General features: G+C 66.9%; 23 protein-coding genes. 13 read left to right on the forward strand and 10 right to left on the reverse strand.

Features of this window, described 5'->3' with window-relative positions:
- The first annotated feature begins 49 nt into the window (after positions 1 to 49).
- Both OSH07_RS16595 and murB read left to right on the forward strand, forming a co-directional pair.
- Positions 50 to 1,321: a chloride channel protein gene (locus OSH07_RS16595; RefSeq protein ID WP_266339950.1), complete on the forward strand. Its 1,272-nt coding sequence runs from the start codon at positions 50 to 52 to the stop codon at positions 1,319 to 1,321.
- Between the two features lie 72 nt (positions 1,322 to 1,393).
- Positions 1,394 to 2,404: a UDP-N-acetylmuramate dehydrogenase gene (murB, locus tag OSH07_RS16600; protein WP_266339796.1), complete on the forward strand. Its 1,011-nt coding sequence runs from the start codon at positions 1,394 to 1,396 to the stop codon at positions 2,402 to 2,404.
- A 168-nt stretch (positions 2,405 to 2,572) separates the two neighbouring features.
- Here the strand turns inward: murB and OSH07_RS16605 are convergent, their stop codons facing one another.
- The 4 genes from OSH07_RS16605 to OSH07_RS16620 all read right to left on the reverse strand — a co-directional run bounded on the left by OSH07_RS16605 (position 2,573) and on the right by OSH07_RS16620 (position 5,663).
- The gene (locus OSH07_RS16605) at positions 2,573 to 3,502 is read right to left on the reverse strand and encodes a pirin family protein (RefSeq protein WP_266339797.1); all 930 of its coding nucleotides are present in this window, start codon (positions 3,500 to 3,502) and stop codon (positions 2,573 to 2,575) included.
- Positions 3,503 to 3,615: 113 nt separating this feature from the next.
- A complete protein-coding gene (locus tag OSH07_RS16610; RefSeq protein ID WP_266339798.1) occupies positions 3,616 to 3,864 on the reverse strand; it encodes an exodeoxyribonuclease VII small subunit in 249 nt (82 codons plus the stop codon).
- 71 nt (positions 3,865 to 3,935) lie between these two features.
- A complete protein-coding gene (locus OSH07_RS16615) occupies positions 3,936 to 4,865 on the reverse strand; it encodes a histone deacetylase family protein (RefSeq protein ID WP_266339799.1) in 930 nt (309 codons plus the stop codon).
- Between the two features lie 48 nt (positions 4,866 to 4,913).
- Positions 4,914 to 5,663, reverse strand: a complete 750-nt coding sequence (locus OSH07_RS16620) for an enoyl-CoA hydratase-related protein (RefSeq protein ID WP_266339800.1) — start codon at positions 5,661 to 5,663, stop codon at positions 4,914 to 4,916.
- A gap of 218 nt (positions 5,664 to 5,881) precedes the next feature.
- Between OSH07_RS16620 and OSH07_RS16625 the strand changes: the two genes are divergently transcribed.
- Entirely contained in the window at positions 5,882 to 6,868 is a 987-nt protein-coding gene (locus tag OSH07_RS16625) for an L-threonylcarbamoyladenylate synthase (RefSeq protein WP_420909643.1), read from the forward strand.
- Between the two features lie 12 nt (positions 6,869 to 6,880).
- Here OSH07_RS16625 and OSH07_RS16630 read toward each other — a convergent pair whose 3' ends face one another.
- Complete coding sequence (locus OSH07_RS16630) at positions 6,881 to 7,864, reverse strand: DnaJ C-terminal domain-containing protein (RefSeq protein ID WP_266339801.1); 984 nt, start codon at positions 7,862 to 7,864, stop codon at positions 6,881 to 6,883.
- Positions 7,865 to 7,976: 112 nt separating this feature from the next.
- Entirely contained in the window at positions 7,977 to 8,402 is a 426-nt protein-coding gene (locus tag OSH07_RS16635) for an RT0821/Lpp0805 family surface protein (protein ID WP_266339802.1), read from the reverse strand.
- Positions 8,403 to 8,555: 153 nt separating this feature from the next.
- Here OSH07_RS16635 and pdxH point away from each other — a divergent pair, with 153 nt between their 5' ends.
- The 3 genes from pdxH to OSH07_RS16650 all read left to right on the forward strand — a co-directional run bounded on the left by pdxH (position 8,556) and on the right by OSH07_RS16650 (position 11,122).
- The gene (gene pdxH / locus OSH07_RS16640; RefSeq protein WP_266339803.1) at positions 8,556 to 9,158 is read left to right on the forward strand and encodes a pyridoxamine 5'-phosphate oxidase; all 603 of its coding nucleotides are present in this window, start codon (positions 8,556 to 8,558) and stop codon (positions 9,156 to 9,158) included.
- Entirely contained in the window at positions 9,155 to 9,784 is a 630-nt protein-coding gene (locus OSH07_RS16645; RefSeq protein ID WP_266339804.1) for a TetR/AcrR family transcriptional regulator, read from the forward strand. The genes pdxH and OSH07_RS16645 overlap by 4 nt, the downstream gene beginning before the upstream one ends.
- A 126-nt stretch (positions 9,785 to 9,910) precedes the next feature.
- Positions 9,911 to 11,122, forward strand: coding sequence for a multidrug effflux MFS transporter (locus OSH07_RS16650; protein ID WP_266339805.1), 1,212 nt, complete (start codon positions 9,911 to 9,913; stop codon positions 11,120 to 11,122).
- Between the two features lie 74 nt (positions 11,123 to 11,196).
- Here the strand turns inward: OSH07_RS16650 and tldD are convergent, their stop codons facing one another.
- Positions 11,197 to 12,621 (reverse strand): metalloprotease TldD, encoded by a 1,425-nt coding sequence (gene tldD / locus OSH07_RS16655; RefSeq protein WP_266339806.1) that lies wholly within the window; start codon positions 12,619 to 12,621, stop codon positions 11,197 to 11,199.
- 81 nt (positions 12,622 to 12,702) lie between these two features.
- Positions 12,703 to 13,059, reverse strand: a complete 357-nt coding sequence (locus OSH07_RS16660; protein ID WP_266339807.1) for a lysozyme inhibitor LprI family protein — start codon at positions 13,057 to 13,059, stop codon at positions 12,703 to 12,705.
- A gap of 204 nt (positions 13,060 to 13,263) precedes the next feature.
- On the opposite strand from OSH07_RS16660, the gene OSH07_RS16665 reads away from it, so the two are divergent.
- Entirely contained in the window at positions 13,264 to 14,535 is a 1,272-nt protein-coding gene (locus OSH07_RS16665; protein ID WP_266339808.1) for a 3-phosphoshikimate 1-carboxyvinyltransferase, read from the forward strand.
- Positions 14,536 to 14,623: 88 nt separating this feature from the next.
- Here the strand turns inward: OSH07_RS16665 and OSH07_RS16670 are convergent, their stop codons facing one another.
- Positions 14,624 to 15,235 carry a pyridoxamine 5'-phosphate oxidase family protein gene (locus tag OSH07_RS16670; protein WP_266339809.1) on the reverse strand — a complete coding sequence of 204 codons (612 nt, stop codon included), beginning with the start codon at positions 15,233 to 15,235 and terminating at the stop codon, positions 14,624 to 14,626.
- A gap of 21 nt (positions 15,236 to 15,256) precedes the next feature.
- The gene (locus OSH07_RS16675; RefSeq protein WP_420909652.1) at positions 15,257 to 15,733 is read right to left on the reverse strand and encodes an invasion associated locus B family protein; all 477 of its coding nucleotides are present in this window, start codon (positions 15,731 to 15,733) and stop codon (positions 15,257 to 15,259) included.
- Between the two features lie 444 nt (positions 15,734 to 16,177).
- On the opposite strand from OSH07_RS16675, the gene coxB reads away from it, so the two are divergent.
- The 6 genes from coxB (at position 16,178) to OSH07_RS16705 (ending at position 21,366) form a co-directional block, all read left to right on the forward strand.
- Entirely contained in the window at positions 16,178 to 17,023 is an 846-nt protein-coding gene (gene coxB / locus OSH07_RS16680; protein ID WP_266339953.1) for a cytochrome c oxidase subunit II, read from the forward strand.
- A gap of 86 nt (positions 17,024 to 17,109) precedes the next feature.
- Complete coding sequence (gene ctaD, locus OSH07_RS16685; RefSeq protein ID WP_266339810.1) at positions 17,110 to 18,732, forward strand: cytochrome c oxidase subunit I; 1,623 nt, start codon at positions 17,110 to 17,112, stop codon at positions 18,730 to 18,732.
- Positions 18,733 to 18,796: 64 nt separating this feature from the next.
- Positions 18,797 to 19,729 carry a heme o synthase gene (gene cyoE, locus OSH07_RS16690; RefSeq protein ID WP_266339811.1) on the forward strand — a complete coding sequence of 311 codons (933 nt, stop codon included), beginning with the start codon at positions 18,797 to 18,799 and terminating at the stop codon, positions 19,727 to 19,729.
- Positions 19,730 to 19,740: 11 nt separating this feature from the next.
- On the forward strand, positions 19,741 to 19,902 hold the full coding sequence (locus tag OSH07_RS16695) for a hypothetical protein (protein WP_266339812.1): 162 nt from the start codon (positions 19,741 to 19,743) through the stop codon (positions 19,900 to 19,902).
- Between the two features lie 9 nt (positions 19,903 to 19,911).
- Positions 19,912 to 20,505: a cytochrome c oxidase assembly protein gene (locus OSH07_RS16700; protein WP_266339813.1), complete on the forward strand. Its 594-nt coding sequence runs from the start codon at positions 19,912 to 19,914 to the stop codon at positions 20,503 to 20,505.
- 21 nt (positions 20,506 to 20,526) lie between these two features.
- Complete coding sequence (locus tag OSH07_RS16705; protein ID WP_266339814.1) at positions 20,527 to 21,366, forward strand: cytochrome c oxidase subunit 3; 840 nt, start codon at positions 20,527 to 20,529, stop codon at positions 21,364 to 21,366.
- Positions 21,367 to 21,484 lie beyond the last annotated feature (118 nt).

Here is a 21,484-nt window from a genome sequence, read left to right on the forward strand (position 1 = left end):
GCGCGCCGAACGATGGACGGATGACAGCGTGCTGCGACAGCGACGGTTCATGCGCCGGCCCCGGCGGCTCTGGCTTTCGACCACGATCTGGCGCCGGCGCCTCGTCTTCTGGCTGGGAGCGCTGGCGACCGGCCTCGTCAGCGTCGCCTTCGCCTATAGCGCCGACTGGAGCCAGTCGGTGTTCCACCGGCTGCTGGGCTTTGGCTGGTGGGTGCCGCTCGTTCTGACGCCACTCGGCTTCCTCGTCTGCGCGCATCTCGCCCGCACCGTGTTTCCCGGTTCGCAGGGCAGCGGCATTCCGCAGGCGATCGCCGCCCGCCACCTGACCGACCCAGCGAACCGCGATAAGCTGCTGTCGCTGCGGGTCGCCTTCGGCAAGATCCTGCTGACCCTGATCGGCATAGCCTCGGGGGGCTCGATCGGCCGCGAGGGGCCGACCGTGCAGATCGGCGCGTCGATCATGCTGAAGGCCGGCGAGATCGGCCGGATGGGGCGCGAGCGCGGGCTGATCCTCGCCGGCTCTGCCGCCGGCATCTCGGCCGCCTTCAACACGCCGCTAGCCGGCATCGTCTTCGCCATCGAGGAAATGAGCCGATCGTTCGAGCTGCGTACAAGCGGCCTCGTCCTCTCCGCCGTCATCATCGGCGGCCTCGTCTCGCTCGGCCTCGTCGGCAATTACAGCTATTTCGGCTCGACCTCGGACATCGTCGTCGGCCTGCAGGGCTGGGTGCTCGTCGCCGCCTGCGGCATCCTTGGCGGTGCGGCCGGGGCGCTCTTCTCCAGCCTGATGCTGCGCGGGACGCTGGCGCTCCGGCGCTGGAACTCGGCCAGGCCGCTGCCACGCACATTGCTGGTCGCCGGGCTCTGCGGTCTTGGTGTCGCGCTGATCGGCATCGTGACTGGCGGCATCAGCTTCGGCACCGGCTACGAGCAGGCGAAGATCGCCGTCGAGGGCGGCGTGCTGCCCTGGTATTTCGCGCCGGCCAAGCTCGCCTCGACCCTACTTTCCTCGCTTTCGGGAATTCCGGGCGGTATCTTCGCGCCGTCGCTGGCGGTTGGAACCGGCGTCGGCAGCCTGATCGGCGTGGCGCTTGGCGGCCCCGCCGGCATCGCGGCGCTGCTCGGCATGGCGGGCTATTTCGCTGGCGTGGTGCAGGCGCCGATCACCGCCTTCGTCATCATCCTCGAAATGACCGGCGACACCTCCAACGTTATTCCGGTGATGTGCGCCTCGGTGATCGGCTATGGCGTCTCCCGCATTCTCGCCCCGGAATCGCTCTATCACGGCCTGGCAAAGGGCATGCTCCGCGACATGCGCTAGCGGGCGGTCGACGCCGCCGCAGCAATCCGTCATAGGAAGGCATGTTTCGCTTGCCTTCGCCGCAGGATGAGAATGCACGAGATTCTGACCGACTATCCGCTCGACGCCTGCAACAGTTTCGGCTTCCACGCCCGCAGTCGCTATGCGGTCGAGATCCGCTCCGAGGCCGATCTCGTCTCGGCGCTGGCCGATCCGCGGCTGCGGAACCTGCCGCGCCGGCTCCTCGGCGGCGGCAGCAACATCGTGCTGAGCGCGGACTTCGATGGAGTCACCCTGCTGATGCGCAGCGCCGGTCGCCGGCTGGTCGAGGCGAGGGAAGACGCCTGGATCGTCGAAGCCGCCGCCGGCGAGACCTGGCACGATTTTGTCCGCTGGACGCTCGCCCAGGGCTATCCGGGGCTCGAGAACCTGGCGTTGATCCCCGGCACCGTGGGGGCCGCGCCGGTGCAGAACATCGGCGCCTACGGCATCGAATTGCAGGATCGCTTCGAAAGCCTGCGCGCCTTCGACATCGAGACCGGAGAGTTCGTCGCCTTCGGCGGGGATGACTGCGCCTTCGCCTATCGCGACAGCGTCTTCAAACATCATCCGGGCCGCTATGTCGTCACCGGCGTGCGCTTCCGCCTGCCGCGTCCCTGGCAACCGGTGCTGACCTATCCCGACATTGCCGCGATCTTCGCCAATGCCGCCGACGCCAGCCCGCAGGCGGTGTTCGACGAGGTCGTCGCCGTGCGCGGGCGAAAGCTCCCCGATCCGGCGGTGATCGGCAATGCCGGCAGCTTCTTCCAGAACCCGATCGTCGCGGCGGCGAAGCACGAGGCGCTGAAGGCGGACTATCCGAAGCTCGGCGGCTATCCGCAGCCCGACGGTCAGGTCAAGCTTTCGGCCGCATGGCTGGTCGAGCAGAGCGGCTTCAAGGGCATCCGCCTCGGCCATGTCGGCGTGTATGAACGCCACGCGCTGATCCTCGTCAATCACGGCGGCGGCTCGGCCGCCGAGATCACCACCCTGGCGACGCGGATCAAGGACGGCGTGCTGGAAAAATTCGGCGTGCAACTGGTCGAGGAGCCGGTGTTCCTATGAGGGACGCAGGCCAGGGTAGACGGTTGTCTCCACACGCCCGCCGTCATCCTCGCGCAGGCGAGGATCCATGCAGCCGAAGCCTGCCGAGCACGAAACGCCTTTTAACCCGGCTGAATGGATCCCGGGCCTTCGCCCGGGATGACGCCGAGTGCGGTATGATGCCGAGCCCTACGGCCCTTCCGGCAGGGGAATGAACTCGCTTTCGTCCCCAAAGACCTTGTCGAAGCGGCCTGACTTCCAGTCGTTCTTGGCCTGCTCGATGCGCTCCTTCGACGAGGAGACGAAGTTCCACCAGATGTGGCGCGGGCCGTCCATCGGCGCGCCGCCGACCAGCATCAGCCGCGTCGGCGCGCGGGCGGTCAGGCTGATCCGGTCGCCGGGACGCAGCACCAGCAGCCGACCCGCCTCGAACACGTCGCCCGCGATCTCGATCTCGCCCTCGAAGATGTAGAGCGCCCGCTCCTCATGATCGGCGTCGATCGGCAGCCGGCCTCCCGGTTGCAACAGCACGTCGGCATAGATCGTGTCGGAGAAGGTTTTCACCGGCGAGGTCTCGCCATAGGCGGAGCCGACGATCAGCCGCAGGTCGACGCCGTCGCCGGTGATCACCGGCAACTGGGCGCGGCCATGGTGATGGAAGACGGGGGCGACCTCTTCCTGGTCCTTTGGCAGCGCCACCCAGGTTTGCAGGCCGCCGATCCGCCGGTCGTTGGCGCGGCGGCGGAATTCCTGGCTGGAGCGCTCGGAATGGGCGATACCGCGGCCTGCGGTCATCCAGTTCACGTCGCCCGGCTGGATCGCCTGTTCGACGCCGGTGGAATCGCGGTGGATGATCTCGCCATCGAAGAGATAGGTGACGGTCGCGAGGCCGATATGGGGATGCGGCCGCACGTCGAGCCCTTCGCCGGCCGGAAATTCGCCGGGGCCCATCTGGTCGAGGAAGATGAACGGCCCGACCATGCGCCGCTTGATGGTCGGCAGGGCGCGCTTGACCGCGAAGCCGCCAATATCGACGGAACGCGGCACGACGACGAGTTCGATGGCGTCGGCCGAGGCGGCGTCGCCGAAAACCGGGTCGATGTCGGGCAAGCGGCTCATGGCAATCTCCTTCGCGTTCGGTTCGCACCGATAATGGAGAGGCGCAGTATCAGCCGAAAGGCGCGGTCGCGGCGACGGATTGTTCAGCGAACGGGCCCGCGCACGCGTCGCCGCTATTCGACGTCGAGCGGCTCGGTGCCGGTCGCCTGGCCGTTGCCGCCAGTGCGGATCTTCTCGACCTTGGTTTCGGCCTGCTTCAGCAGCGCCTCGCAATGCTTCTTCAGCGCCTCGCCGCGCTCGTAGATCTTGATCGATTCCTCGAGCGGGACGTCGCCGCGCTCGAGATGGCCGACGATGGTCTCGAGCTCGGCCAGGGCCTTCTCGAAGGAGAGGCCATCAAGGGCGGTCTGGACGTCGGACATGGGCGGGTCTCCGGAATTGCGCGGCCAACCTTTTCGGCCAAAGGGCGTCGTGATGCAAGCCGTGCCGGGCGTCAGCCGGCGTGCATCAACGCCTCGACATGGACAGCGGTCGAGGCGGCGAGCGCCTTCAGGTCATAGCCGCCTTCGAGGATGCTGACGATGCGGCCATGCGCGTGACGGTCGGCCAGATCCATCAGCCGGTCCGTCGCCCAGGCGAAGTCCGCCTCGACGAGTTCGAGCTGCGCGAGCGGGTCACGCGAGTGGGCGTCGAAGCCGGCCGAGATGATGACGAGTTCCGGCGCGAAGCGCTCCAGCGCCGGCAGGATGGAGCCATCGAAGGCGGCGCGGAAATCCTCGCCATCGGCGCCCGGCGCCAGCGGCGCGTTGACGATGTTGCCGGCTCCCCTCTCCGAGGCCGCGCCGGTGCCGGGATAGAGCGGCATCTGGTGCGTCGAGGCATAGAGTACGGAGGGATCGTCCCAGAAGATCGCCTGCGTGCCATTGCCGTGATGTACGTCCCAGTCGACAACTGCGACGCGCCCGACGCCGTGGCCGCGCTGGGCGTGGCGGGCGGCAATCGCCGCCTGATTGAAGAAGCAGAAGCCCATGGCGCGGTCCGGCTCGGCATGGTGGCCGGGCGGACGCATGGCGCAGAAGGCGTTCTTGGCGTCGCCGTCGAGGACGGCATCGACGGCCTGGCAGGCGCCGCCGACGGCAATCAGCGCCGCCTCCAGCGTCTTCGGCGACATGGTGGTGTCGGCGTCGATGCGGATCATGCTTTCCGACGGGCTGTAGTGGCGCATGGCGTCGAGATGCGACTGCGGATGGCAGAGCAGGATCATCTCGACATCGGCCATGCGCGCTTCCTCGCGCACCAGAGCGGAGAAGCGATCCCCGGCGAGCGCCTCCTCGACGGCCTGGATGCGCTCGGGGCGCTCCGGATGGCCGAAGGGCACGAGATGCTCTGCGAAAACCGGATGGTGGATCAGCAGGGTCGACATGGTCTCTCGGATCCCGATTGCGGGGAAACTGCCGACCGGCCCCGCCGATCAGTTCGTCTTTCGCATATAGGCGACGAGTGTATCGCGCGCGACAGGCGAGCGAAGGCGATTGAGAATCTGCGCGATTTCCTGGTCGATGCGGGCCAGCACCTCGCGCCGGTCGCCGCGCATCAGGCGGCGGGTCATGCCGGCCGATTCCATCGAGCGGCCGGCGAGCTTGCGCGCGACCGCGAGCGCCGCCCGTTCGACGTCGTCCGCCGGCACGATGCGGTTGACGATGCCGGCCTGGTAGGCGCGCTCGACGTCGAAGCGTTCGCCGAGCACGAGGAATTCGAAGGCGCGCTGGTAGCCCATGACGCGGGCGCCGAGAAGGGTCGCCGCGCCGGTCGGGATCAGGCCTAGCTCGACGCAGTTCGATTCGAAGGACGACCACTCGCTGGCGACGACATAGTCGCAATGCAGCAGGATGGCGGCGCCGATGCCCATCGCCAGGCCGTCGACGGCGGCGATCAGCGGCTTCTCGATGGTGGCGAGCGTCTTCAGGAAGCGGACGATGCTCTCGTCGATGCGTCCTTCGTCGGCGAACTGGATCAGCTCGCGGAGATCGTTGCCGACGGAAAATACGCCCGGCGATCCCACCATGACGAACGCCTTGTTGCGTCCGTCGCGCTCGCCAAGCACCAGAGCATCGGAAATCGTGGCCAGCATCTCGGCCGTCAGCGCGTTCTGAGTTTCCGGTCTGTCGAACCGAATGACGGTGATCCCGCCCTTCGCTTCGATGCTGATCGGCAAACTCATGCTTTCGCTCATCCGTCCCGCCTTCCCCTGCAGCTTTGGGGGAGGAGCATTGGACAGGTACTGTCGCGAAGTAAAGTGTATGTTCAAAAATGCCTACAAATGCGGCGGTCCGGCGCCGGGGCCAAGTGTCGCCCGGACGTGGCGTCGATTCGGCTTGACTGGCCGGCCGTGGCGGTCCTTCTGGCCATTTCCACAGCAATTGGTTCCTGGAGGCCGGCTTGGCCACGCAACTTTCCGCCAATATCCGTCCGGCCGAGGACCCCGCAGCCCTGCGCGAAGCGGTCGCAGCCCTGGAGGCGGGACAACTCGTCGGCATGCCGACCGAGACCGTCTACGGCCTGGCGGCGGACGCCACCAATGGCGAGGCGGTGGCCCGAATCTACGCCGCCAAGGGGCGCCCGAGCTTCAACCCGCTGATCGCGCATGTCGCCGATCTCGAAGCGGCGGAGCGGCTCGTGCAGTTCGATCCGGTATCGCGCCGTCTCGCCGAGGCCTTCTGGCCGGGGCCGCTGACGCTGGTCCTGCCGAAGCGCGCCGAGGCCGGCGTTTCCGATCTCGCCACGGCCGGGCTCGATACGCTTGCCGTGCGCATGCCGTCGCATCCGGCGGCCCATGCGCTCTTGAAGGCGTTCGGGCGACCGGTGGCGGCGCCGAGCGCCAATCGCTCGGGCCATGTCAGCGCCACCACGGCGGCGCATGTCGTCGCCGATCTCGGCTCCGCCGTCTCGATCGTGCTCGACGCCGGCCCCAGCCATGTCGGCGTGGAATCGACCATCGTCGCGGCGACCCCGACCGGGCTGGCGTTGCTCAGGGCAGGCGGCCTGCCGCGTGACAAGATCGAGGCGGTGGCGGGCATGTCCCTTGACATCGTCGACCTCGCCGATCCCGAGGCTCCGACGGCGCCGGGACAATTGGCGTCGCACTATGCCCCCGGCGCGATGGTCCGCCTCGATGTCGGGACGGTCCTGCCGGGCGAGGCGCTGCTCGCCTTCGGCCACAGCCTGCCGCCGGGCGCCGACAAGGCGGCGGTGACGATCAATCTGAGCCCGCGCGGCGACCTGATCGAGGCGGCCGCGCGACTGTTCTCGGCGCTTCGCGAACTGGACGGCAAGGCCGCCACCATCGCGGTCGCGCCGATCCCGACGACGGGCCTCGGCGAGGCGATCGTCGATCGCCTGCGCCGCGCCGCCGCGCCGCGCCCGTAGAAGGGCAGGGGATTATCCCTCGAACTCGGGACCGCGCGCCGTATAGAACTTCTTGTCGCGCCAGCGATGCATCATCGCCTCGAACTCGGGATCGATTTCGGTCGGCAGCATGATCTTGAGCGCGACCAGCAGGTCGCCATTGCCGCCGACGGCGGTCGGCAGGCCCTTGCCCTTCAGCCGCATCACGCGGCCGCCGTCCGAGTGGGCCGGAATGGTCATCGTGCCGGATCCGGTCAGGGTCGGAACCCGCACCTTGGCGCCGAGGACGGCCTCGTCGAGCGTCACCGGCAGATCAAGGCGCAGCGCGTCGCCATCGACCTTGAACAGCGGATGCGGCACGAACTCGACCGTCACCATGGCGTCGCCGGACTGGCCGCCCGTCGGGCTTGCCCAGCCCTGGCCGCGCAGCCGGATCACCCGACCCGGCCGGGTGCCGGCGGGAATGGCGATTTCGAGCGTGCGGCCGGTCGGCAGTTCGACGCGCACCTTCTCCTCGCGCGCGATCTGTTCCAGCGTCACCGCGACGGTGGCGGAAACATCCTCGCCGCGCGAACGGGCCTGCGACGAGGCGCGCGAACTGCTCGAGAATCCGCCGGTCTGGCCGCCGCCGCCGAAGCCGCTGAAGCCGCCGCCCTGGCCGGCGAAGCCGCCGAAAATGTCGTTCAGTATGTCGTCGGCGCCGCCGCCGCTCGACGACCAGCGGAAGCTGTGCGCGCCGGAGCCGGCGCTGGCACCGCCGCGCGGGTCGAAGCCCTCGAAGCCCTGGAAGCGCGGCTTGCCCTCGGCGTCGATCTCGCCGCGGTCGAACTGACCGCGCTTGTCGGCATCGCCAAGGATCTCGTAGGCGGAATTGATCTCCGAGAACTTCTCCTGGGCCTTGGAGTCGTCCGGATTCTGGTCGGGATGGTGCTTCTTGGCGAGACGACGAAACGCCTTCTTCACCTCGGCCGCCGTCGCCTTCTTGTCGACGCCGAGCACCTGGTATGGATCACGCATGGGAAACCCCCTCTAAGGGCAGGATTCGTCCCGGCCCAAATGGCGGCACCGGAACTCTCCATAACATAGGGAGGCTAGGAATTGATTCCAATCGCCTCGAATCGCTCGAACTTTAGAGAAGCGCGCTGTCTTCGGGAACGACTTCGAAGAGCTGCCACATGCCATCCGGCGCGCGGCAGGCGTCGCCCTTGTAGCGGCGGATGCCGCGCACGTCGCTGACGGTCAGCGCAAAGGGGCGGCACTGGCGGCCGTCCGGCTCGGCATGGGCGGTGCGGACCGGCGACAGCGTGCCGTTCGAGCCCGTGTCGGGATTGGTCCAGTCGATCATCTCGCCATTGGCGGCGCCGGAGATGAAGGTGGAGGCGGTGAGGCGGATATGCTCCCAGTCGGAGGGAGCCACGGCCTCGACGACGCTGCGCTGCGGCGGCGTGGCGGCCGTCGTCGCGGCGGGGGCGATCGAGCCGGTGGTCGTGGTGTCGATGTCGGGCTCCGGGCCGCCCGGCGTCAGGCCGCAGCCCGCCAGTCCTGCGCACAGCATGATCGGTCCTATTCGGCCAATCATTCGCATTCCCGGTCGATCCCGTCTTGTCTGGTCATTTGCCGTCCGGTCGATGTATGTCTTTCCCGTAGCAGCACGAATGATCCTCGGCGGACGCCCTGCGGATCGCAGCATCGGAAAAGATGATTAAGGATGAGTGACTTCACCGCCGCGACGGATCCGTTCGCCCTTTTCGCCAGTTGGCTGATAGAGGCCGAGGCTTCGGAGCCGAACGATCCGAACGGCATGGCGCTCGCCACCGTCGACGCCGACGGCCTTCCGGACGTGCGTATGGTGCTGATGAAGGATTTCGACGAGAGCGGGCTCGTCTTCTACACCAACTATGGCAGCGCCAAGGGACAGGAGATCCTCGCCAATCCCAAGGCGGCGGCGCTGTTCCACTGGAAGAGCCTGCGTCGGCAAGTTCGTGTTCGCGGCCCCGTCGAGCCGGTGACCGATGCCGAGGCCGACGCCTATTTCGCGACGCGGCCGCGCCATAGCCGGCTCGGCGCCTGGGCCTCGAAACAGTCGCAGCCGCTCGAATCCCGATTCGCGCTGGAAAAGGCGGTCGCGGCGCTGGCGGCGAAGCACGCCGTCGGCGAGATTCCGCGTCCGCCGCACTGGTCCGGCTTCCGCATCAAGCCGACGCAGATCGAGTTCTGGAAGGACGGCGCCTTCCGCCTGCACGACCGCGTCGTGTTCCGCCGCGAGGTTCCGGGCGAAGGCGGATGGAGCCGCGAACGGCTCTATCCATGACGGCGACCCCGCCGGCGCCGGCCGCGCGGCGGCGTCGGCGTAGCGCCGCCGAGACGCAGGCCGAAATCCTGGCCAGGGCGGAGGAACTGTTCCGTTCCGCCGGCTACGCGAAGACCTCCATCGCCGACATCGCCGCCTCGCTCGGCATGTCGCCCGCCAATGTCTTCAAGCACTTCCCCTCCAAGATGGCGCTCGGCGACGCGATCGGCGCCATCCATCTCGGCCTGATCGAACAGGCCCTGACGGCGATCCCGACCGCACTGCCGCCGGCCGAACGACTGCGCCGCTTCGGCGAGACCCTGCTCGCCGGGCACCTCCGCAACATGGAGGGCAATCCCTATGTCTTCGACCTCGTCGTCCAGGGCCTGGAGACGGAGGCGGAAGAAATCCGGGCCTTTCATGCCTGGCTGAGCGGCGCGGTCCGCTCGATCGTCGAGGCGGGCATGGCGGACGGCAGCTTCGCCGTCGCGGACGCGGCGACGACGGCGCGCGTCGTGCTGAATTGCCTGGAGGGCGTCACCCATCCGCTGCTCCTCCGCCAGCTCGACCAGCCCGCCCTGGCGCAGAGGCTGGCGGAAATGCTCGATTTCCTGATCGCCGCGCTGCGGAAGCCTCTTGATAAGTGACGAAATTGCGATTACGTCACTTCAGGCTTTGAGGACGGATACCCGGAACGGGCGCTGATCCCTTGGCAAGGATGATCGGCGCTTCCGATCCCACCCACGGCCGGATGGCCGTTCCGGATGACCCTGATGCTGAAACCGAATTCAGTCGCCTTCACGGTGCTGCTGGCGGGCCTCGCCGCCATGGCGCCGATCTCGACCGATATCGCCTTGCCGGCCTATGGCGCGACGGCCGAGGCCCTCGGCACGACTCAGGCGGCGGTCGCCGTCAGTCTCAGCCTGTTCATGATCGGCTATGCGCTCGGTCCGCTGCTGCACGGCCCGCTTTCCGAACGTTTCGGCCGGCGTCCGGTGCTGGTCGCCGGATTGCTGGTCTATCTGGCGAGTTCCGCCATCTGCGCGCTCACGCCGACGCTGTCGGTGCTGCTCGCCGGCCGATTGGTGCAGGGCTTCGCGGCATCGTCCGCCTCGGTGCTGGCGCTCGCCATCGTCCGTGATCTCTATGAAGGCATGGAGGCGCGGCGGAAGCTCTCCTACGTGATGCTGATCCTCGGCCTGATGCCGATGATCGCGCCGACGCTCGGCGCGATCATCCTCGTCAGCTTCGGCTGGCGCAGCGTCTATGTCGCCATGGCGGGCGCTGGCCTCGTGCTGCTCGCCGCCGTCATCTTCGGCTTTGCCGAGAGCATTCGGGCGCGCAATCCGAATGCGCTGGCGCCGCGCCATCTGCTCGCCAGCTATGGCGAGGTGCTGCGCCATCCGACCGGCTTCGGCTTCTCGGCGCTCGGCGCGCTCTGCTTCGGCGTGATGTTCTCGTTCATTTCGGGATCGTCCATGCTGTTCATGGACGTGCTCGGCGTCTCCGCCGCGACCTATGGCTACCTGTTCGCGATCCCCGTGCTCGGCATGATGGCCGGTACGATGGCGAACAGCCGCCTGGTTGGCAGGGGCGTCAGCGATGGCAGGACGATGGCGGCGGGCTTCGCCATCATGCTGGCGGCGGTCGCGCTGCTCCTGGTCGTCAGCCTGACGGGGATGCTCAGCGTCTGGCTGGTCGTGGCGCTGCTGATCGCCAGTAATTTCGGCACCGGGCTGATCCTGCCCAACAGTTCGCACCGCGCGCTGCAGCCGATGCCGCACCTCGCCGGCTTTGCCTCGGCCGTGCTGAATTCGGCGCAGATGGCCGTCGGCGCGATTTCGTCCGCCATCGTCGCGGCGCTGGTGCCGTGGCTCGGCGGCAGCGCCATGGTGATCAGCATGGCCGGCTTCGCCGTCGCGGCCTGCGGCCTGTTCGTGGTGCTGTCGCGGATCGAGCCCGAACCCGCTCGTGCGGCGGGCTGAGTCCGCGCCAGAATGCAAAATGCCGGCGCGTGGAGCGCCGGCATCGCGTTCGGAACAAAGGCGGGGGAGTGCGATCAGGTCGCCGTGCCGCCCACCGTGATCTGGTCGATGCGGATGGTCGGCTGGCCGACGCCGACCGGCACGCCCTGGCCGCTCTTGCCGCAGGTGCCGATGCCGAGATCGAGCGCCATGTCGTTGCCGACCATCGAGACGCGCTTCATCGCGTCCGGCCCGTTGCCGATCAGCATGGCGCCCTTCACCGGCACGCCGATCTTGCCATTCTCGATTCTGTAGCCCTCGGTGCAGGCGAAGACGAACTTGCCGCTCGTGATGTCGACCTGGCCGCCGCCGAACGAGACCATATAGAGGCCGTTCTTGACCGAGCCGAGGATCTCGGCCGGGTCGTCCTTGCCGCTTTTCATGATCGTGTTGGTCATGCGCGGCATCGGCACATGGGCATAGGACTGCCGGCGACCATTGCCGGTCGGCTTCATCCCCATCAGCCGCGCGTTCTGGCGGTCCTGCATGTAGCCGACGAGGATGCCGTCCTCGATCAGAGTCGTCGCCTGGGTAGGCGTGCCCTCGTCGTCGAAGGAGAGCGAGCCGCGCCGGTCGAGGATCGAGCCGTCGTCGACGACGGTGACGCCGCGGGCGGCGACCTGCTGGCCCATCAGGCCGGAAAAGGCGCTTTCGCCGCGACGGTTGAAATCGCCCTCGAGGCCGTGGCCGACCGCTTCATGCAGCATGACGCCCGGCCAGCCGGGGCCGAGCACGACGTCGAAGGTGCCGGCAGGGGCGGGGACGGCCTCCAGATTGACCAGCGCCTGGCGCAGCGCCTCGTCGACGGCGTGATGCCAGCTGTCGCTGGCGACGAACTGGCCGAAGCCCTCGCGCCCGCCCATGCCGTAGGAGCCCTGTTCCTGGCGGTCGCCTTCGCCGGCGATGATCGAGACGCTGACGCGCACCAGCGGGCGGACGTCGCGACGATAGACGCCGTCCGGCCGCAGGATCTCCACCACCTGCCACGAGCCGGCGAGCGAGGCGCTCACCTGTCGGACGCGCGGATCCCGGCTCCGGGCATAGGCGTCGATCGCCTCCAGGAGCTTCACCTTCTCGGCGAAGCTCGGGCTGCCGAGCGGGTTCTCGTCGGTATAGAGGATGCGGTTGGTGCCCTGCGGCGGCTCGGCCAGCGTGCCGGCATGGCCGCGCTTCACCGAGGCGACGGCCTCGCCGGCGCGGCGGATGGCGTCGAGCGAGACTTCGCCCGCATGCGCATAGCCGACGGCTTCGCCGGCGACGGCACGGAGCCCGAAGCCCTGGCGCGTGTCGAAGCTCGCGCCCGACAGGCGGCCATTGTCGAAGACGAGGCCCTCGGACTGCGCGTATTCGAGATAGAGCTCGCCATCGTCGGCGCCGGAGAGCGCCTCGGCCACGACGGTTCTCGTCTCGTCGCGGTCGAGGCCGGCGCGCGCGAGAATGGAAAGATGTTCATCGGCCATGGCAAGCTCCGGAATTCAATCTGAAGTGCAGAAATAGGAGATCGCGAGCGCTTTCGCACCCCCTTGCCGATGGGCCCGTGCCTATTGCTGGCCGGCGAGCGCGTCCATGGCCAGCGAGATCTCGGCCCTGAGCGCGGCGATGCGGGCGTCGTAGACCCGGCCGAGACAGGCGGTGTCGCCGCCGCAGGCGGCGCGGAGCTTGAGGAAATCCGCCGCGGCGTCGCGGCGCGCGGCATTGGCGCCCATCAGCATCGGCACCTTGTTATAGGCGAACCAGAGCGCCGCCATCTCGGTATCGCGTTCCGACAGCGTCGGATCCTGGCAGATGGCGATCTCGTCCGGCGCGGTCGCCTTGGCGCAGTTGAAGCTGGCGGCGTGCGCGGGAATCGCCGCCGTCAGGCCGAGGCTCGTCAGGATCAGGAGGGGGAAAATTTTCATGACGATGCACCTTTGCTGGAATGGGCGGAGATTGATCCGACGCCGGGAGCTTGTCGAGGACCATCCTTGCGCCGTCCCCCATTGCCTTCCGCCCCCCGAATGGCCCATACGCTGCGGCACGGAACACAGGACGGAAAACGCTGGCCGGCATGCTCTTCGAAGAGTCTGCTGCGCCGCGACCCGCCGAAGGAGGATGGAAAGAGCATGGCGACGGCATTCGGTCTGGACAGGCAGGCATTGACGATCATCCCGGTGTCCGGCCCGCTGAACGGCCGCGTCACCCCGCCCGGGTCGAAGTCGATCACCAACCGCGCGCTGCTGCTCGCGGCGCTCGCCAAGGGCACCAGCCGGCTGACCGGCGCGCTGAAGAGCCTCGACACCAAGCTGATGGCCGGCGCCCTGCGCGCCATGGGCGTCACGGTCGACGAGCCCGACGACACGACCTTCATCGTCACCAGCACCGGCCGCCTCAACCCGCCCGCGGAGCCGCTGTTCCTCGGCAATGCCGGCACGGCGATGCGCTTCCTTTCGGCGGCGGTGACGCTGGTCGAGGGCACCGTCGTCGTCGACGGCGACGCGCATATGCGCAAGCGGCCGATCGGCCCGCTGGTCGAGGCGCTGCGCTCGCTCGGCATCGACGCCAGCGACACCGGCGGCTATCCGCCCGTCACCGTGCATGGCAACGGCGCCTTCGGGACCGGCCGCGTCGAGATCGATGGCGGCCTTTCGAGCCAGTATGTCTCGGCGCTGCTGATGGCGGCGGCCTTCGGCAACGGCCCGATCGAGGTGGCGCTGACCGGCAGCGAGATCGGCGCGCGCGGCTATGTCGACCTGACGATCGCGGCGATGCGCGCCTTCGGCGGCGTGGTCGAGCAGATCGACGCGGCGAGCTGGCGCGTGCAGCCGACCGGCTACCGCGCGACCGACTTCGTCATCGAGCCCGACGCCTCGGCCGCCACCTATCTCTGGGCGGCGGAAGTGCTGACCGGCGGCAGCATCGATCTCGGCGTGCCTTCGGATGCGTTCACGCAGCCGGACGCCAAGGCGCGCGAGGTGATCGCCATGTTCCCGAACCTGCCGGCTGTCATCGACGGCTCGCAGATGCAGGACGCGGTTCCGACCATCGCCGTGCTCGCCGCCTTCAACAACACGCCGGTGCGCTTCGTTGGCATCGCCAATCTGCGCGTCAAGGAATGCGACCGCGTTTCGGCGGTGGCGACCGAGCTGTCGCGCATCCGGCCTGGGCTCGGCACGGAGGAGGGCGACGACCTGATCGTCGCTTCCGATCCCTCGCTCGCCGGCCAGACGCTGCCGACCCAGATCACCACCTATTCGGATCACCGCATCGCCATGAGCTTCGCGCTCGCCGGCCTGAAGATCGGCGGCATCACCATCCTCGACCCCGGCTGTGTCGCGAAGACCTATCCGACCTACTGGGAAGCGATGCAGGGCCTCGGCGTGAAGCTGGAGGCCTGAGGGGCACCCTTCAGGACTCCAATGCCCTCCCTCGAGGCCCGGCTTTGCCGGGCACCTCAGGATGATGATCGAGTTCTGGGAAGCAGCCTCAGTAGAGGCTGGTCGCGTAGCGGGCGAGCATCTCGGCCTGGGTTTCGGCAGGCTCGCCGGAGCGCGTGTGGTCCTTGAGCATCTCGCCCATGGTCGGCAGCAGGCCGCGGTCGATCCGGCTTTCCTCGGCCCAGAGCTTCGAGCGCATCACCGCCTTGCCGCATTGCAGGTAGGCCTCGCGCACCGTGATCACCAGCACGGTCGCCGGCACCTTGCCTTCGGCGATGTGCGCGGTGCGCAGCGCGAGGTCGTCGTCGATCGCCGCGACGCCGTTGACGCGCAGCGTCTCGTCGACGCCGGGGATCAGGAACAGCAGGCCGACGCCCGGCCGTTCGACCAGGTTGGCGAGGGAATCGATCCGGTTGTTGCCGACGCGGTCGGGGATGACGATCGTCTTCTCGTCGGCCACGCCGACAAAGCCCGGATGGTCGCCGCGCGGCGTCGCGTCGCCGAGGCCGTCCGGCCCCTGCGTGGCGATGACGACGAACGGCGACAGCGCGATGAAGGACCGGCAGTGCCGGTCGATGTGGTCGAGCTGCTTGGCGACGGAGCGCGGCTTCGGCGTTCCATAGATGGCCCGCAGCGTTTCCATCGTCTCGATGCGGGCCATGATGGTTCCGTCCTTTGCGCGTCAGGGGAGGGCGTCGAAGCCCTGGCCGAAGCCGTTCAGCGAGATCGGGATGCCGATACCTTCTTCCGGTGTCTGGAAGATGACAAAGGTAGCCGTCTTTCCATTGCGCAGCTTGCCGATCAGGTCGTCGTCGAGGATCACCTCGGCGAGGCAGCCGTCCGGCAGGCAGCGCACGAAGCCGGCGCGTCCCATCTCGTTCTGGTCGATCTTGAGGCCGAGGCCGGAGGGCAGCAGCACGCCGAGCGGCGCCAGCACACGCATCACCTTCGACTTCTTGTCGGCCGTCTTCAGCACGATGACGGAGAGGCCGACATTGTCGCGGTCCTCGGCCGTCACGAACTGCATCATCGAACAGACTTCGCCCTGCGCGCCCGGGGGCTTGTCACAGCGCGTCTCCCAGTCGCCATGCATGCCCTTGGAGACGCCCTGCGCGGACGCCGCACCCGGCATGGCGGCCGCCAGGGCAGCCACGGCCAGCGCGTTTAGAACGATTCGCAGGGGCCGGAATGCGCCAAGACGCACAGTTGGATAGACCTTCACCTGAGCGATCTCCTCGATTCTCACAATTGCCGTACATCAATGCACGACGACGCTCGCCGCAGTAACCCTTGCGGGACTCCCCATCGAGCGCGATTTGCCGCATCTCATCTCACGATCCCCCGTTGCTAGGCAAAGGGGCATGTGGTTTGTCTCGGTCGATATTCGGCCGAATCCGAACTCTCCGCATGGCAGAAAAACGCCTTCGGCCTATAGTGTTGTGGAAAATGGCGCAACGGAGGCCGTTTTTCGAGCTTCGTTGCGCTGATCGGCTTCGATGCCGTAAAGGCATGGATAGGGAGTGTACACGTGACGAAGGCGATCACGCGTCTCGGATCATTTTTGGCGCTCGGTGGAGCGTCTGCGGCGGCACTGGGCGGATTGATGGGCGTGGCGCAGGCCGCTCAGCCGACCCCCTGGGCGATGTGGATGCAGCCCGCTGCGTCCCCGATCATGGAAAAGATCCGCAGCTTCAATTTCGGCATCACGGTCGCCATGGCGATCGTCGTGCTCGTCGTCCTGGCGCTGCTCGTCTATGTCGTTCTCCGCTTCAATGCGAAGGCGAACCCGGTGCCCTCGCGCACCTCGCACAACACGATGATCGAGGTCGTGTGGACGCTCGCCCCGATCCTGATCCTGATCGGCATCTCGGTTCCGTCCTTCTCGCTGCTATTCGCGCAGGAAGACCCCGGCCGCATCATCAAGGACTACGACCCGGCCAAGACGCTGACCGTCAAGGCGACCGGCCTGCAGTGGTACTGGAACTACGAATATCCGGACAATGAGGGCGTCGCCTTCGACTCGACCATGCTCGAGGACAAGGATCGCACCGATCCCGTCAATCAGCCGCGCCTGCTCGCCGTCGACAACGACATGATCGTTCCGGTCGGCACGGTGGTCCGTCTGCAGGTCATTGGCGCCGACGTGATCCACTCGTTCGCGCTGCCCGCGTTCGGCATCAAGGTCGACGCGGTTCCCGGTCGCCTGAACGAGACCTGGTTCCTCGCCGAGCGCGAGGGTGTCTATTACGGCCAGTGCTCCGAGCTCTGCGGCGTCAACCACGCCTTCATGCCCATCGCCATCCGCGTCGTGTCGCCGGACCAGTTCAAGACCTGGGTCGCCCAGGCGAAGGACGATCTGCCGGGCGCCTACAAGGCGCTGGCGGAGGCTGTCGCGAAGGACAAGGTCGCCAAGGCCTCGGAAACCGCTGTCGAGGTCGCTGCCCGCTGAGGGCAGCCTACCCACGCAGGATTGCAATTGATCGGCTCCGGCGCGCCAGCGCCGTGACGCCGTAGGACACGAAAAGGGAGCAGGCCATGGCCACGGGTGCTGCACACGCTGCTGAACACCACGACCACCCGACAGGGTGGCGTCGTTGGGTCTATTCGACCAACCATAAAGACATCGGCACGATGTACCTGATCTTCGCGATCGTCGCGGGTATCATCGGCGGTGCGTTGTCGGTCGGCATTCGTCTGGAGCTTCAGCAGCCTGGTCTGCAGATCTTCGGCAACCCCTACGTTTTCAACACCTTCGTCACCGCGCACGGCCTGGTCATGATCTTCTTCATGGTCATGCCCGCGATGATCGGCGGCTTCGGCAACTGGATGGTGCCGATCATGATCGGCGCGCCGGACATGGCGTTCCCGCGCATGAACAACATCTCGTTCTGGCTGCTGCCGCCCTCGCTGCTGCTGCTGCTCATCTCGCTGTTCATGCCGAGCGCGGCTGGCCAGCACGGTGTCGGCGGTGGCTGGACGATGTATCCGCCGCTGTCCGGCTCGGGTCCGGAGGGCGCGGCAGGTCCGGCCGTCGACTTCGCGATCCTGGCCCTGCACATCTCGGGCGCCTCGTCGATCCTCGGTGCGATCAATTTCATCACCACGATCTTCAACATGCGCGCTCCGGGCATGACGCTGCACAAGATGCCGCTGTTCGCCTGGGCCGTGCTCGTTACCGCCTTCCTGCTGCTGCTGTCGCTCCCGGTCCTCGCCGGCGCGATCACCATGCTGCTGACCGACCGCAATTTCGGCACCACTTTCTTCAAGCCGGAAGGCGGCGGTGATCCGATCCTGTTCCAGCACCTGTTCTGGTTCTTCGGTCACCCGGAAGTGTACATTCTGATTCTGCCGGGCTTCGGCATCGTCAGCCACATCATCTCGACCTTCTCGAAGAAGCCGATCTTCGGCTACATCGGCATGGCCTACGCCATGGTCGCGATCGGCGTCGTCGGCTTCATCGTGTGGGCTCACCACATGTACACGACGGGCCTGTCCTTCGAGACGCAGGCCTACTTCGTCGCCGCGACGATGGTCATCGCGGTGCCTACAGGCATCAAGATCTTCTCTTGGATCGCGACGATGTGGGGTGGCTCGATCGACTTCAAGGCTCCCATGCTGTGGGCGATCGGCTTCATCTTCCTGTTCACCGTCGGCGGCGTGACGGGCGTCATGCTGGCCAATGCCGGTCTCGACCGCTCCTTCCACGACACCTACTTCGTGGTGGCGCACTTCCACTACGTGCTGTCGCTGGGCGCCGTCTTCGCGATCTTCGCGGGCTGGTACTACTGGTTCCCGAAGATGTTCGGCTACATGTACAATGAGACTGTCGCCAAGCTGCACTTCTGGGTCATGTTCATCGGCGTGAACCTGGTGTTCTTCCCGCAGCACTTCCTCGGCCTCGACGGCATGCCGCGCCGCTATGCCGACTATCCGGATGCGTTCTGGGGCTGGAACTTCGTCTCGTCGATCGGCTCGTACATCTCGATGGCCGGCGTGGTGATCTTCCTCTACGGCGTCATCGACGCCTTCCTGAAGAAGGTTCCGGCTCCCAACAATCCGTGGGGTTCGGGTGCCACGACGCTCGAGTGGCAGCTGTCGTCGCCGCCGCCCTTCCATCAGTGGGAAGTCCTGCCGCGCATTGGTGACACCAAGCACTAACCGCGCAACGACCAGGGGCCGGGATGCGTCCCGGCCCTCCTTTTTTGAGTAGCTAGAACACACAATGTCCGACGTGCACCTGAACCGGATCGACACCGTGGCCGGCAATCTCGCTAGCCCATCCGACTATCTCGCGCTGCTGAAGCCGCGCGTGATGTCGCTCGTCGTCTTCACGGCCCTGGTCGGCATGGTTCTTGCGCCGGGCGGCATCCACCCGGTGCTCGGTTTCACGGCGCTGCTCTGCATCGCCATCGGCGCGGGCGCCTCGGGCGCGCTCAATATGTGGTACGACGCCGACATCGACCGGATCATGAAGCGCACCCAGTCGCGCCCGATCCCGAAGGGCACGATCACCGAAGGCGAGGCGCTGGCATTTGGCCTGACGCTCGCCGGATTCTCGGTCGCGCTGCTGGCGCTGTTCGTCAACGCCGTCGCCGGCGCGCTGCTCGCCTTCACCATCTTCTTCTATGTCGTCATCTATTCGATGTGGCTGAAGCGGTCGACGCAGCAGAACATCGTGATCGGCGGCGCCGCCGGCGCACTGCCGCCGATGGTCGGCTGGGCTGCCGTCACCGGCAGCGTCAGCCTCGAGAGCATCGTGCTCTTTCTCATGATCTTCATGTGGACGCCGCCCCATTTCTGGGCGCTGGCGCTCTTCAAGTCGGAAGACTACGAGCGGGCCGGCATCCCGATGATGCCCGTCGTCTCCGGCATGGCCGAGACCCGCAAGCAGATCCTTATCTACTCGATCCTGTTGGCGCCGATCGGCGTGCTGCCGGCGATCCTCGGCTTCGCCTCTTTCGCCTACGGCATCGCCGCCGCGGCGCTTGGCGCCGGCTTCGCCCTCCTCGCCTTCCGCGTCTATCGGATGAGCGACGACGACAAGTCGATGCTGCCGGCCAAGCGCCTGTTCGCCTTCTCGATCCTCTATCTCTTCCTGCTCTTCGCCATGCTGCTTGTCGAACGCTGCCTTGGCTTGCTGGGCTTCGTCGCATGAAGGACATCGCCATGAACGAAGAAGACGGTATCCGTCTGACGGAGGAACAGAAGCGTCGGCGCCGGGCCCGCTCGATCGCCATCGCCGCGGTGCTGTTTGCCCTGGTCGCCCTGTTCTACGTGGTCACCATCGTCAAGATGGGGCCGGGCGTCATCGTCAACCGGCCGATATGAGGTCCTGAGATGAGCAATCCCCCGCGCGGGCGGTCCTACGGTCTGACGGCGGCGGCCTGCTGCGTGTTCGTGGCGGCAATGGTCGGCGCGGCGTTCGCGTCGGTGCCGCTCTACAGCATGTTCTGCAAGCTGACGGGCTATGGCGGCACGCCGGTTCGCGCCGATTCCGCTCCGAAGCAGGCGCTGGACCGCACGATCACAGTCCGCTTCGACGGCAACGTCGCCAACGGCATTGGCTGGGCGTTCCGTCCGGAGCAGCGCCAGATGACGGTCAAGATCGGCGAGATCAGCGAAGTGAAGTTCTTCGCCGAGAACCGTACCGAACGGACCTCGACGGGCACGGCGACCTTCAACGTCACGCCGGAAATCACGGGCCAGTATTTCAACAAGATCGCCTGCTTCTGCTTCACGTCGCAGACGCTGAAGCCGGGCGAGAAGGTCGAGATGCCGGTAACCTTCTTCATCGACCCTGCGATCGTCGACAATTACCAGACGCGCAACGTCGACACGATCACGCTGTCCTACACCTTCTTCCCGAGTTCGGAGCAGACCCCGGCGCCCGTCGCCGCGATCCCTGCGACGAACGCGGGAAAGTCGCTTTGAGAAAGACCGGGGAGCATCTCCATGGCTGAGGCCCACGCCAAGCAACACGACTATCACCTCGTCAACCCGAGCCCGTGGCCTTTCGTGGCCTCGGCAGGCGCGTTCGCGCTGGCGCTCGGCGGCATCAGCTACATGCATGGCGGATCCCTGCTGTGGATGGTCCCTGGCCTGCTGATGGTCCTCTACACGATGTACGCCTGGTGGGCCGACGTCATCCACGAGGGCCAGCAGGGCCATCATACGCGCGTGGTGCAGCTGCACCTGCGCTACGGCATGATCCTGTTCATCGCCTCGGAAGTGATGTTCTTCGTGGCCTGGTTCTGGGCCTTCTTCGACGCCAGCCTGTTCGCGAGCGAAGCGCAGAACGTCGCCCGCTACAGCTTCACCGGCGGGCATTGGCCGCCGAAGGGCATCGAGGTGTTCGATCCCTGGCACCTGCCGCTGCTCAACACGCTGATCCTTCTGACCTCCGGCACGACGCTGACCTGGGCGCACCACGCCCTGCTGCACAATGACCGCGAAGGCCTGAAGTGGGGCCTGGTCTGCACCGTCGTGCTCGGCCTGATCTTCTCCTGCGTGCAGGCCTACGAGTATGCCCATGCGGCCTTCTCGTTCGGCGGCAACATCTACGGCGCCACCTTCTTCATGGCGACGGGCTTCCACGGCTTCCACGTGATCATCGGCACGATCTTCCTGATCGTCTGCCTGCTGCGCGCGCTTGCCGGCCAGTTCACGCCGAAGGAGCACTTCGGCATGGAAGCGGCTGCCTGGTATTGGCACTTCGTCGACGTCGTCTGGCTCTTCCTGTTCTTCACGATCTACGTGTGGGGCGGCTGGGGCGCGCCGATGCACGGCGGCTAACCGGAATACGGACGGGCGGCTCTCGGGCCGCCCGTTTCATTTGCAGGCAGGGTTGCGTCCCTGCCGCGAGGGCATTCGCCGCCGAGACGGATGTCGTTTCGCCGCCGGTGCGCGCGAT

The sequence above is a fragment of the Kaistia nematophila genome, assembly GCF_026343855.1.
In the GTDB taxonomy this organism is placed as follows: Bacteria; Pseudomonadota; Alphaproteobacteria; order Rhizobiales; family Kaistiaceae; genus Kaistia; species Kaistia nematophila.

Coding starts and splice junctions, on each gene's coding strand:
- OSH07_RS16595 (WP_266339950.1), top strand. CDS start 50: ATGCGCCGGCCCCGGCGGCTCTGGCTTTCGACCACGATCTGGCGCCGG.
- murB (WP_266339796.1), top strand. CDS start 1,394: ATGCACGAGATTCTGACCGACTATCCGCTCGACGCCTGCAACAGTTTC.
- OSH07_RS16605 (WP_266339797.1), bottom strand. CDS start 3,502: ATGAGCCGCTTGCCCGACATCGACCCGGTTTTCGGCGACGCCGCCTCG.
- OSH07_RS16610 (WP_266339798.1), bottom strand. CDS start 3,864: ATGTCCGACGTCCAGACCGCCCTTGATGGCCTCTCCTTCGAGAAGGCC.
- OSH07_RS16615 (WP_266339799.1), bottom strand. CDS start 4,865: ATGTCGACCCTGCTGATCCACCATCCGGTTTTCGCAGAGCATCTCGTG.
- OSH07_RS16620 (WP_266339800.1), bottom strand. CDS start 5,663: ATGAGTTTGCCGATCAGCATCGAAGCGAAGGGCGGGATCACCGTCATT.
- OSH07_RS16630 (WP_266339801.1), bottom strand. CDS start 7,864: ATGCGTGATCCATACCAGGTGCTCGGCGTCGACAAGAAGGCGACGGCG.
- OSH07_RS16635 (WP_266339802.1), bottom strand. CDS start 8,402: ATGCTGTGCGCAGGACTGGCGGGCTGCGGCCTGACGCCGGGCGGCCCG.
- pdxH (WP_266339803.1), top strand. CDS start 8,556: ATGAGTGACTTCACCGCCGCGACGGATCCGTTCGCCCTTTTCGCCAGT.
- OSH07_RS16645 (WP_266339804.1), top strand. CDS start 9,155: ATGACGGCGACCCCGCCGGCGCCGGCCGCGCGGCGGCGTCGGCGTAGC.
- OSH07_RS16650 (WP_266339805.1), top strand. CDS start 9,911: ATGCTGAAACCGAATTCAGTCGCCTTCACGGTGCTGCTGGCGGGCCTC.
- tldD (WP_266339806.1), bottom strand. CDS start 12,621: ATGGCCGATGAACATCTTTCCATTCTCGCGCGCGCCGGCCTCGACCGC.
- OSH07_RS16660 (WP_266339807.1), bottom strand. CDS start 13,059: ATGAAAATTTTCCCCCTCCTGATCCTGACGAGCCTCGGCCTGACGGCG.
- OSH07_RS16665 (WP_266339808.1), top strand. CDS start 13,264: ATGGCGACGGCATTCGGTCTGGACAGGCAGGCATTGACGATCATCCCG.
- OSH07_RS16670 (WP_266339809.1), bottom strand. CDS start 15,235: ATGGCCCGCATCGAGACGATGGAAACGCTGCGGGCCATCTATGGAACG.
- coxB (WP_266339953.1), top strand. CDS start 16,178: ATGGGCGTGGCGCAGGCCGCTCAGCCGACCCCCTGGGCGATGTGGATG.
- ctaD (WP_266339810.1), top strand. CDS start 17,110: ATGGCCACGGGTGCTGCACACGCTGCTGAACACCACGACCACCCGACA.
- cyoE (WP_266339811.1), top strand. CDS start 18,797: ATGTCCGACGTGCACCTGAACCGGATCGACACCGTGGCCGGCAATCTC.
- OSH07_RS16695 (WP_266339812.1), top strand. CDS start 19,741: ATGAACGAAGAAGACGGTATCCGTCTGACGGAGGAACAGAAGCGTCGG.
- OSH07_RS16700 (WP_266339813.1), top strand. CDS start 19,912: ATGAGCAATCCCCCGCGCGGGCGGTCCTACGGTCTGACGGCGGCGGCC.
- OSH07_RS16705 (WP_266339814.1), top strand. CDS start 20,527: ATGGCTGAGGCCCACGCCAAGCAACACGACTATCACCTCGTCAACCCG.